The 11,314-nt window shown below is 72.3% G+C and carries 7 protein-coding genes; all 7 read left to right on the top strand.

Features of this window, described 5'->3' with window-relative positions:
* Positions 1-2: 2 nt before the first annotated feature.
* From asnB to ACZ4U1_RS19535, 7 genes are read left to right on the top strand one after another with little or no spacing between them, the layout of a single operon-like run.
* The gene (asnB, locus tag ACZ4U1_RS19565) at positions 3-1,937 is read left to right on the top strand and encodes an asparagine synthase (glutamine-hydrolyzing) (protein ID WP_467904677.1); all 1,935 of its coding nucleotides are present in this window, start codon (positions 3-5) and stop codon (positions 1,935-1,937) included.
* A gap of 19 nt (positions 1,938-1,956) precedes the next feature.
* The gene (locus ACZ4U1_RS19560; RefSeq protein WP_467904675.1) at positions 1,957-4,134 is read left to right on the top strand and encodes a bi-domain-containing oxidoreductase; all 2,178 of its coding nucleotides are present in this window, start codon (positions 1,957-1,959) and stop codon (positions 4,132-4,134) included.
* Positions 4,131-6,083: a heparinase II/III family protein gene (locus tag ACZ4U1_RS19555; protein ID WP_467904674.1), complete on the top strand. Its 1,953-nt coding sequence runs from the start codon at positions 4,131-4,133 to the stop codon at positions 6,081-6,083. Before ACZ4U1_RS19560 ends, ACZ4U1_RS19555 begins: the two co-directional genes overlap by 4 nt.
* An 8-nt stretch (positions 6,084-6,091) precedes the next feature.
* Positions 6,092-7,636: a right-handed parallel beta-helix repeat-containing protein gene (locus ACZ4U1_RS19550; RefSeq protein ID WP_467904673.1), complete on the top strand. Its 1,545-nt coding sequence runs from the start codon at positions 6,092-6,094 to the stop codon at positions 7,634-7,636.
* 1 nt (position 7,637) lies between these two features.
* Positions 7,638-8,867 carry an O-antigen ligase domain-containing protein gene (locus tag ACZ4U1_RS19545; protein WP_467904671.1) on the top strand — a complete coding sequence of 410 codons (1,230 nt, stop codon included), beginning with the start codon at positions 7,638-7,640 and terminating at the stop codon, positions 8,865-8,867.
* Positions 8,868-8,869: 2 nt separating this feature from the next.
* Complete coding sequence (locus ACZ4U1_RS19540; protein WP_467904670.1) at positions 8,870-10,081, top strand: glycosyltransferase; 1,212 nt, start codon at positions 8,870-8,872, stop codon at positions 10,079-10,081.
* Entirely contained in the window at positions 10,078-11,313 is a 1,236-nt protein-coding gene (locus tag ACZ4U1_RS19535) for a class I SAM-dependent methyltransferase (RefSeq protein ID WP_467904668.1), read from the top strand. Before ACZ4U1_RS19540 ends, ACZ4U1_RS19535 begins: the two co-directional genes overlap by 4 nt.
* Position 11,314 lies beyond the last annotated feature (1 nt).

Genomic DNA, 11,314 nt, shown 5'->3' with positions numbered 1-11,314 from the left:
ACATGTGTGGCATCGCAGGCACATACCGGTGGCCGGACGGGAAGGCCGTGACCGACCGGCTGACCGACACCCTCGCCCACCGCGGTCCGGACGGGGCGGGCCGGTACAGCCACCGGGCCGGTGACGGCGAAGTGCACCTCGGGCACCGCCGGCTGGCCATCATCGACCTCTCCGGGACCGGCGCCCAGCCGATGGGCAAGGACGGCCTCGTCCTGACGTACAACGGCGAGCTGTACAACGCGCCCGAGCTGCGGGCCGAACTGGCAGCCGCCGGGGTGCGCTTCCGCGGTACCTCCGACACCGAGGTGCTGCTGGAGGCCTGGCGGCGCTGGGGCACCGACTGCCTGCCCCGGCTGCGCGGCATGTTCGCGTTCGGCGTCTTCGACGAGCGCACCGGTGACCTGGTGCTCGCCCGCGACCAGCTCGGCGTCAAACCGCTGTTCCTGCTCCGGCGCGGCGCTGGCCTGGTGTTCGCCTCCGAGCTGAAGGCGCTCGCCGCCGCGACCGGCGAAACGCTGGAGGTGGACCACGCGGCGCTGGTGGCCTCGCTGCTGTACTACTGGGTGCCGGACTCACGGTGCGCGTTCCGCGAAGCGGAGAAACTGCCGCCGGGGAGCTGGCTGAGGTGCCGGCCCGACGGCAGGGTGGAGCGCGGCCGGTTCTGGAACCTGAAGGACGTCGCCGCCGAGGGCCGGGAGCGGGCCCGGGCCGGCGAACGGCCGGACATCGCCGCCGTCGTGGAGGAGTCGACGCGGCGCCACCTGCTCTCCGACGTGCCCGTGGCGACCTTCCTCTCCGGCGGCCTGGACTCCAGCTGGCTGACCGCGCTGGCGGCCCGCCACCGACCCGGGATCTCCGCCTACACGATCGGGTTCCGCGCCGAGGACGCCAGGTTCGAGGCCATGCCGGACGACCTGCGCTACGCCCGGCAGGTGGCCGAGCGGTTCGGCGTCGACCTGCACGAGATCGAGATCGCTCCGAACGTGCTCGACCTGCTGCCGCGGATGACGTACCACCTGGACGAGCCGATCGGTGACCCCGCCGCGATCAACACGTTCCTGATCTGCTCGGCCGCCCGGGAGGCCGGGGTCAAGGTGATGCTCTCGGGGATGGGCGCCGACGAACTGTTCGCCGGGTACCGCAAGCACCTGGCCAACCTGATCGCGTTGCGCTACCAGCGCGTCCCACGGCCCCTGCGGCGCGGGGTGTCCGCGGCCGTGGACCTGCTGCCGGTCGCGACGAGCCGCCGGGGGTACCGGTCGGTGCGCTTCGCGAAGCGGTTCCTGTCCTTCGCCGATCTGCCGGAGGAGACCGCGTTCCGGCGCAGCTACACCATGTACGACCAGGACGAGCTGCTCGCCCTGCTCGATCCGGACCTGGCCGGGACGGTCGACGACGTACTGACCGAACACGCGGACACCTACCAGGACAACGACCTCGACGACTTCGTCAACCGGATGTGCCTGACCGACGCCCGGATGTTCCTGCCGGGCCTGAACCTCACGTACACCGACCGCTCCAGCATGGCCGCGTCGACCGAGGTCCGGGTGCCGTACGTGGACGTCGAGGTGGTCAGGGCGGCGTTCGCCGTGCCCGGCGAACGCAAGATCGTCGGGCGGCAGGGCAAGGCCGTCCTCAAGGAGGCGGCCACCTCCATCCTGCCCCGGGAGATCGTCTACCGGCCCAAGGGCCTGTTCAGCGCCCCGCTGCGGGCCTGGATGAGCCGGGATCTGGCCCCGCTGGTGCGCGAGGTGGTCAACGACGGCGAACTCGTCCGCTCCGGGTTCCTGCGCCGCGACGCGCTGCGGCGGCTCGTCGCCGAGGACGCCGCCGGGCAGCGGGACTTCTCCAAGCATCTGTGGCACGTGCTGACCCTTGAGTACTGGTACCGCGACGCGACCTCTGGGTCCGGCCAGAGCACTCGGTTGACGGCTTAGGAATTTCAGAGGAGTTCGGGTGAAACAGGTTGTGCAGAACTACAAGAGCGGCGAGCTGGCGGTGCTCGACGTGCCGGTGCCGGGGTGCAAGCCGGGCGGTGTGCTGGTCCGCAGCGCCTACTCGCTGATCTCTACAGGGACCGAGCTGATGAAGGTCTCCGAGGCCGGCATGTCGATGCTGGGCAAGGCCCGCTCCCGCCCGGACCAGGTGGCCAAGGTCATGCAGAGCGTGGCCACCAACGGGGTGCCCGCCACCTACCGCAAGGTGATGGGCAAGCTGGACTCCTACACCCCGCTGGGCTACTCGCTGTGCGGGGTGGTCGAACAGGTCGGTGCCGGGATCGACGACGTGAAGGTCGGCGACCTCGTGGCCTGCGCCGGCAACGAGCACGCGCTGCACGCCGAGCTGAACTGGGTGCCGAAGAACCTCTACACCCCGGTGCCGGACGGCCTCGCGCCCAGGCACGCGGCCTTCGGCACCGTCGGGTCGATCGCGTTGCAGGGCGTCCGCCGCGGCGAGCCGCAGCTCGGCGAGGTGGCGCTGGTCATCGGCCTCGGGCTGATCGGACAGCTGGTGGTGCAGCTCCTCGCCGCCTCGGGGGTCCGCGTCGTCGGGGCCGACCCCGACCCGGCGCGCTGCGAACTCGCCGAGCGCCTGGGCGCGGCGGCCTGCGGCGATCCGGCGTCCATGGCCGTGGAGAGCGCCGTCGCCGAACTCACCGGCGGACACGGCGTCGACCAGGTGTACCTGGCCGCCGGCGGCGGCAGCAACCAGCCCGTCGAGCTGGCCGCCAAGCTGAGCCGGGACCGCGGCCGGGTCGTCGACATCGGCAAGTGCCGCCTGGACCTGCCGTGGAACGCGTACTACGAGAAAGAGCTCGACGTCCGGTTCTCCCGCAGTTACGGCCCCGGGCGCTACGACCCGGAGTACGAGCTGGAGGGGCGCGACTACCCGATCGGCTATGTGCGCTGGACCGAGCGCCGCAATCTGGCCTGCTTCCTCGACCTCGCCGCCCGCGGCAGCGTCGACGTGGAGCCCCTGGTCTCCCACGTCGCCGACTTCGATGACGCCGTCGAGACGTACCAGAGCCTGAAGGACGGCGGTCTGAAGGCCGTGGCCGTGCTGTTCCGTTACCCCGGACACGCGCAGGAGGCACCGGCCCCGGAGGTGGCCGTGCCCGCGGTGAACGTGCGGCGGAGTGCGGCTGCGGCCCGGGCTGCCGGTTCGCCGGTACGGCTCGCCTTCGTCGGCGCGGGGAACTACGCGACGTCGATGCTGCTGCCGCACCTGGCACAGCGCGACGGCGTCGAGTTGTCGACCGTCGTCACCACGACGGCGCTGTCCGCGGCGAACGCGCAGCGGAAGTTCGGCTTCGCCGAGGCGACCACCGACCTCGACGCCGTACTCGGCGACACGTCCGTCGACGCGGTGTTCGTCGTCACCCGGCACAGCTCGCACGCCGAACTCACCCGAAGAGCACTGCTGGCCGGCAAGACCGTGTTCGTGGAGAAGCCCCTGGCCCTCACCGAGGACGAGCTGGCCGGTGTGCTCGCGGCGGTGGAGGAGTCCGGCAACGACCGGCTGCAGGTGGGCTTCAACCGCCGGTTCGCGCCGCTGCTGCGGGAGGCCAAACAGCGGTTCGGCGCCCGGACCGGCCCGGCGAACCTCCGCTACCTGGTCAACGCGGGCCGGCTGCAGCCCGGCAGCTGGTACCTCCACCAGGGCACCGAGGGCTCACGGTTCGCCGGCGAGGGCGGCCACTTCATCGACACGGCGAGCTGGCTGCTCGACGCCGACCCGGTCTCGGTGTACGCGACCGCCACGTCCGGCAACGAGGACCTGCAGGTCGTACTGCGCTACCCGGACGGGTCCACCGCCACCATCAGCTACGTCACCACCGGCCCGGCCGGCTTCCCCAAGGAGACCCTGGACCTGGTCGCGGACGGCCGTGCGCTGCGGCTCGACGACTTCGTCCGTGCCTCGGTCTACGGCCGCAAGCGGTGGGTCAGTTCGCGGCTGCCCAAGGCCCGGGACAAGGGGCAGAACGCCGAACTGGCCGCGTTCGTCAAGGCCGTGCGGACCGGCGGGCCGATGCCGGTGCCGCTTCAGTCGCTGGTCGCCACCACGGCGGCCACCCTCGCCGTGCAGGCAGGCCTGGCCGGCGGTGCGCCGGTGACGTTGGCGAGGGCGCGATGACCGTGAGCTCGGGGAGTCCGGGCTGGTACCTGCGGCGGCTGTCCCGGATGGGACCGCAGGAGGTCGCGGGCCGGGTGGGCGACGCGGTGCGCAGGCGGCGGTGGCGGTCGGCGCGGCCGGACTGCCCGAACGTGACCGGCGCCCGGTTCACCGCCGTACTGCCCGCCGGGGCGATCGCCGCGGTACCACCGGACGCCGCGAAACGGCTCGTCGCCGAGGCGGACCGGCTGATGTCCGGGCACGCCGAGTTCTTCGGGGTGGTCCGCGACGACATGGCCGACCCGGACTGGTGGTACGACCCGAAGACCGGGCGCCGGGCTCCGTGGGGCTACGCCTTCGACGTGCCGTACCGGAACGAGGACGCGGTCGGGGACATCAAGCAGATCTGGGAGCTGTCCCGGCACCAGTACCTCACCGTGCTCGCCGCCGCCTACGCGCTCACCGGGAACGAGCGGTACGCCGAGCGGGTGGCCGAGCACCTGCGGTCGTGGTGGGCGGGCAACGCGCCGCTGCGCGGAGTGCACTGGACCAGCGGCATCGAGCTGGGGATCCGGTTGCTGTCCTGGGTGTGGATCCGCCGGCTGCTCGACGGCTGGCCGGGCGCGGCCGCCCTGTTCGAGGACAACCCGGTGGCGCGGAACCAGATCTGGCACCACCAGCGCTGGCTGGCCGCCTTCCCGAGCCGGGGGTCGTCGGCGAACAACCACGTCGTCGCCGAGGCCGCCGGGCAGTTCGCCGCGGCCTGCGCGTTCGGGTGGTTCCCCGCCTCGGCGCGCTGGCGAGCCGACGCGCTGCGGTCGCTGGAGCGGCACCTGCGCGGCAACACCTTCGGCTCCGGCCTCAACCGCGAGCTGGCCACCGAGTATCACGGACTCGTGCTGGAGCTGGGCCTGGCCGCGGTGGCCGAGGCGGATGCCGCGGGCGTGCCGGTCCCCGCGTCCGTCCGGCTGGTGCTGCTGCGGATGACCGACGCGCTCGCCGCCGTCGTGGACAACCGGCTACGGCCGCCGCGCCAGGGGGACGCGGACGACGGGCACGGTCTGGTCGTGGACGGCACGGGCACCGACCGCTGGGCCTCGCTGCTGGCCACCGGGGACGCCGTGTTCGGCCGGCTCGCCTGGTGGCCGGAGGTGCCCGGCACCGCTGTGCGCACCCCGCTGCTCGCCGCGCTCATCAAGCCCACCGAACTGCCCGTGACCCGCCCGGCGAGCCGGCCGGCCCACTTCGCCGACGCGGGGCTCACCATCCTGCGCGGCCCTGAGAAGATCTGGTGCCGCTGCGACGGCGGTCCGCACGGCTTCCTGTCCATCGCCGCGCACGCCCACGCGGACGCGCTGTCCGTGGAGGTCCGGCACGACGGGGTCGACGTGCTCGCCGACCCGGGGACGTACTGCTACCACGGGCAGCCCGAGTGGCGGCAGTACTTCCGTTCGACCCTCGGCCACAACACCCTGCAACTGGACGGCGGTGACCAGTCCGTCTCCGGCGGCCCGTTCCTGTGGACCCGGCACGCCACGAGCCGCGTCCTGACCGCGGACCCCTCCGGTGAGGGTGTGGCCCGCTGGTGTGCCGAGCACGACGGGTACCAGGGTTCCGTGCACCGCCGCCGGGTGGAGCTGACGGCCGCGAGCCAGGAGCTGAGGGTGGTGGACGAGGTGCGCGGCCCGCGCCGGGCCGCGCGTCTGGCGTTCCACCTCGGGCCGGCGATCACCGCGGACCTGGCGGGCCATCGGGCCGTGCTCACCTGGACCCGGGACGGCGAGGACCGCTCCGCGGTGCTCGACCTGCCCGGGCAGCTGTCCTGGCGGGCGCACCGCGGCGAGACCGGCCCGCCGCTGGGCTGGTACTCCGCCGGCTTCGGGCGCAAGGAACCCACCACCACGCTGGTCGGCACCGGTTTCACCGACGGCGCGGAGGGCTTCACCACCGTGCTCAGGTTCCACGGCTAGGGGGGCGCGTGGGGATCAGGAGGCGGCCCTGGGCGTGGGCGGCGGCACCGCTGGCGCTGGCCCTGCTGACGGCGGCCGGCTGTGACGGCACGCCGGACGCCGGGGCGAAGCCGGCCGCCGCGCCGACCGCCGCGCCGTCCACGTCCGCGGCCCGGTCCGTGGCCCGGGTGTGCGCCGAACCCGCGGCCGGGCCGGCGAAGGCGCCGGCGGGCGCGGTGACGGTCGACCCCCGGGTGGTCGGTGACCTGGCGGCGAAGACCAAGAGCCACCCCCCGCACACCACGTTCTGGCTTCGGCCGGGCAGGCACAGGCTCGACCCGGACCGCTACGCCCAGATCGTCCCCAAGGAGGGGAACCGCTACCTCGGTGCGCCGGGCGCGGTGCTCGACGGCCGGCGGAAGAACCAGTACGCGTTCAGCGGCACCGCCCGCGACGTCACCATCCGCCACCTGACCGTGCAGGGTTTCGTCGCGCCGCAGAACGAGGGCGTGGTCAACCATGACTCGGCCGACGGGTGGGTGATCGAGCACGCGACGATCCAGAACAACTCCGGCGCCGGACTGATGGCCGGTGCCCACCAGCGGGTCCGCGCCAACTGCCTGCGCGGCAACGGGCAGTACGGCATGAACGCGTACAAGGCCGGCGGCCCCATCCGCGATCTGGTGGTCGAGGACAACGAGATCGTGGGCAACAACAGGGACGACTGGGAGCGGCGGCGGCCGGGCTGCGGCTGCACCGGGGGCGTGAAGTTCTGGGCCGTGGGCGGCGCCGACGTGCGCGGCAACTGGGTGCACGACAACCGTGGGGCCGGGCTGTGGGCGGACACCAACAACAACGACTTCCGCATCGAGGACAACGTGCTGGAGGCCAACGACGGCGCCGCGCTGATCTACGAGACCAGCTACAACGCGGTCATCCGGAAGAACACGATCCGGCGGAACAACCGGGTCGAGGGCCGCAGGTACGCCGACCGCGGCGACACCTTCCCGTTCGCGACCGTCTACGTGTCCGAGTCCGGCGGCGAACCACGGATCCGAGCCCGCACGGACGAGATCGAGATCTACGGGAACCTGCTGGAGAACAACTGGTCCGGGATCACCCTGTGGGAGAACGCCGACCGGTTCTGCAACAGCCCGGCCAACACGTCGTCCGGTGACTGCACGTTGCTGGTGAAGAACACCGGCCGCTGCGCACAGCCGGCGATCGCCACCGCACCGCTCTACGCCGACTGCCGGTGGAAGACCCAGCGGGTGGACATCCACCACAACCGCTTCGTGCTGGACAAGTCCGTCGTCGGCTGCACGGTGCAGTGCGACCGGATGGCGGTACTGGCCAACTACGGCACCTACCCGGACTGGTCGCCGTACCAGGGCGAGCGGGTGGCCGAGGCGATCACCCGCAAGCAGCACAACCGCTGGCACGACAACGTCTACCTCGGACCGTGGAAGTTCGTCGCCCACGACCCGAGCCGGACACTCGACTACGGGCAGTGGCAGGGCACGCCGTACCAGCAGGACGCGGGCAGCACCTTCGACCCACGGGCCGGTGGTTGAGATGGGCGAGGAGACACCGAAGACCGTGGGGGTCGTCTGGGGGCTGCTGGTCCTCGACACGCTCGGTTCCGCCGGGGCGAAGACCATCGTCCCGCTGCCCCGCTCCCTCATCCAGATGGTCACCATGGGTGCGCTGGTCGCCGCGTTCGCGCTGGCACTCGCGGTCAATCTCCGGCTGCGCGTCCGAGCCAGCGCCTACGTCTTCCTGCTCACCCTGCTGCTGGTGCCGAGCGTGATCTCCAGCGCGGACCTGGAGTCCGGGTTCGGCGCGCTGTTCCGCTGCGCCCGGCTGGCTCTCTTCGTCGGCACGCTGTGGCTGCTCAGCCGCTGGTGGGACGGCGGCCTGACGTTCGTCCGGCACCACATCCGGATGTACTTCGCGGTGCTCGGGTCGGTGGCCGCCGGCCTGGTCGTCTCACCGGGCGCGGCCATGCCCGACCTCTACGGCGGACGGCTGGTCGGCGCGTTGTGGCCGCTCACCCCGCCCCAGATCGGACAGTACGCCGCGGTGATCACAGGGCTCACCGTGCTGCTCGTACTGGGCCGCCGGACCGACAGGACCAGCGCGGCGCTGGTCATCGTGCCGTCACTCGTCCTGCTCGCGCTGACCCATACCCGGACGGCCACGCTCGGCCTGCTCATCGGGCTGGCGTTGGCGATCGGCTCGCTCGTCCTGACCAGCGCCGCCGCCCGCCGGTTCTTCGCCTGGGCGGTGCTGTGCGCCGCCGTGGCCGCGGTCGCTCTCGGCTCCGTGCTCCAGGCGTGGTTCCTGCGGGGACAGAGCAAGGAGAACTTCTCCAGCCTCACCGGCCGGGCCAAGGTCTGGGACGCCCTGCTGGCAGCGCCCCGGACGACCTCGGAGCAGCTGTTCGGCACGGGCCTGGGCGACAAGTCGTTCGGCGGGCTGCCGATCGACAACAGCTGGCTGGCCGTCTACCACGAGCAGGGGCTGACCGGTGTCACCCTCGTGGCGGCGGTCGTCATCGTGCTGGGCGGCGTCGCGTTGCTGCGGCCTCCGTCGCTGTCGAGGGCCTGCGCGATCTTCCTGATCAGCTACTGCGCGATCGCGTCGTACACCGAGGCCGGGCTGGGCGACGCCTCGCCGTATCTGCTGCATCTGGCCCTGGCCGCCTCGTTGCTGGCGGCACCCGCCGCGGCCACTCCCCTGCCGGCGCCCGACATCCGTCGACGGCGTGTCCCGCGATGGGCCCAGAGATCGGAGGTGACGTGAGCATGCACGTCCTTGTGGTGCACAACCGCTACGCCTCGGCGCAGCCGAGCGGGGAGAACAAGGTCGTCGACCAGGAGGTGGCGCTGCTGCGCGGGGCCGGCCACCGGGTCGAGGTGTTCGAGCGGCGCAGCGACGACATCGCCGCCCGGTCCCTGCTGGGCAAGGCCGCGGTGCCGCTCCTGGTGCCGTGGAACCCGGCGGTCCGCACGGAACTCGCCGCCCGGCTCCGCACCGGCCGTCCGGACGTCGTCCACGTCCACAATGTCTTCCCGCTCCTGTCGCCCGCGGTCCTCGCCGCCTGTGCCGACGCCGGCGTGCCGGCCGTCGCCACGCTGCACAACTACACCCAGGTCTGCCCGCCCGGCACGCTGCAGCGGGACGGCCGGCCGTGCACCGAGTGCGTCGGGTCGGCGGCACCGCTGCCCGCCGTCCGGCACGGCTGCTACCGGAACTCCCGGCTGGCGACGGTGCCGCTCGCGGTCAGCATGTCGGTCAACCGGCGGCGGTGGTGGTCCGGCGTGGAGCGGTTCCTCTGCATCTCCGCGGCGCAGCGCAACGTCCTGGTGCGGGCCGGCATGCCGCCCGAGCGGCTGGCGGTGAAGCACAACTTCGTGCCCGACCCGGGCACGTGCCGAACGGGCGAGGGAGAGCATCTGCTCTATCTCGGCCGGCTCGCGGAGGCCAAGGGCGTACGGCTGCTCATGGCCGCGTGGGACGAGATCGCGGCGAGCGGCGGTGTGGGCGTGCCGCTCGTGATCGCCGGCACCGGGCCACTGGAGCGCGAGGTGACCGCCTGGGCTGCGCGTCGGGACGACGTGCGCTACGTCGGCCTGTTGGACCCGGCGCAGTGCCGTGAGGCCATCGCGCGGTCGGTCGCCGTGGTGGCTCCCTCGACGTGGCTGGAGGCGTTCGGTCTGGTGGTCGTGGAGGCGATGGCGGCCGGCGTCCCGACCGTCGCCGCCGGTCACGGCGCCTTCGTCGAACTCGTCGAGGACGGGGTCACCGGGCTGCTGCACCGGCCGGGCGAGTCCGCCTCGCTCGCGTCCTGCATACGCCGGCTCGCGGCCGAGCCGGCCCTGGGCCGGGAGATGGGCCAGGCGGCCCGGAGCCGTTACGAGCAGGGTTTCAGCCCGGCCGTCGGTCTCGAGCGCCTGGTGGAGGAGTACCGCACCGCGATCGCGGGTCGGACGGAATCAATGGGGGGAAGTACATGACACGATGCCGACTGTGCGGCTCGGCGGCGCTGGCGAGCGTCGTCGACCTCGGGGCGACGCCACCGTGCGAGAGCTTTCTCGCCGCGGACCAACTGGACCAGCCGGAGCCCGCGTTCCCGCTGCACCTGCGGGTCTGCACCGACTGCTGGCTGGCGCAGATCCCGCCGCTGATCACACCGGAGGAGACGTTCAAGGAGTACGCGTACTTCTCCTCGTACTCCACCTCCTGGGTGGAGCACGCACGCACGTTCGTCGCCGACGCCGTGGAGCGGGTGGGGCTCGGACCCGACGCCTTCGTGGTGGAGGTCGCGAGCAACGACGGGTACCTGCTGAGGCACGTGGTGGACCGGGGGATCCGCTGCCTGGGCATCGAGCCGTCGGTGAACGTCGGTGCCGCGGCCCGGGACGCGGGTGTGCCCACGCTCACCGAGTTCCTGAGCCCGGAGGCCGGCTCGGCCGTCCGCGCCGAGCACGGCCCGGCGGACCTGGTCGTGGCCAACAACGTGTACGCGCACATCCCCGACGTGGTCGGGTTCACGCAGGGGCTGCGCGCCCTGGTCGCCGACGACGGCTGGGTCTCCATCGAGGTGCAGCACCTGCTGACCCTGATCGAGGAGAACCAGTACGACACGATCTACCACGAGCACTTCCAGTACTACACGGTCGCGTCCGCGATCCGGGCACTGGCGAGCGGCGGACTCGCGCTCGTGGACGTCGAGTTGCTGCCCACGCACGGCGGCTCCATCCGGCTGTGGGCCCGGCCCGCCGAGGTGGCCGGCGAGCCGACGCGGCAGGTGGCCGACGTACTGGCCCGGGAGAAGGCCGCCGGGCTGCAGGAGCTGTCCGGGTACACCGAGTTCTCCGCCCGGGTGGCCAAGGTGCGCCGGGACCTGATGAAGTTCCTCATCGAGGCGGCCGAGCGCGGGCAGACGGTCGTCGGCTACGGCGCCCCCGGCAAGGGCAACACCCTGCTCAACCACTGCGGCATCCGGCCCGACCTGCTCGCGTACACGGTCGACCGCAACCCCTACAAGCACGGCCGGTTCACCCCGGGCACCCGCATCCCGATCCTGCCGCCCGAGCAGATCGCCGCCGACAAACCGGACTACGTGCTCGTCCTCCCGTGGAACCTGCGGGCCGAGCTGGTCGAGCAGCTGTCCTTCGTACACGACTGGGGCGGCCGCCTTGTCTTCCCCATCCCGGAACTGAGCATTGTCGAGGTCGCGTCTTGAG

The organism is Streptomyces sp. NPDC028928 (assembly GCF_055564915.1).
The sequence above is the reverse complement of the archived record's forward strand: the minus strand, read 5'-3'. Positions and strand labels throughout refer to the sequence as shown.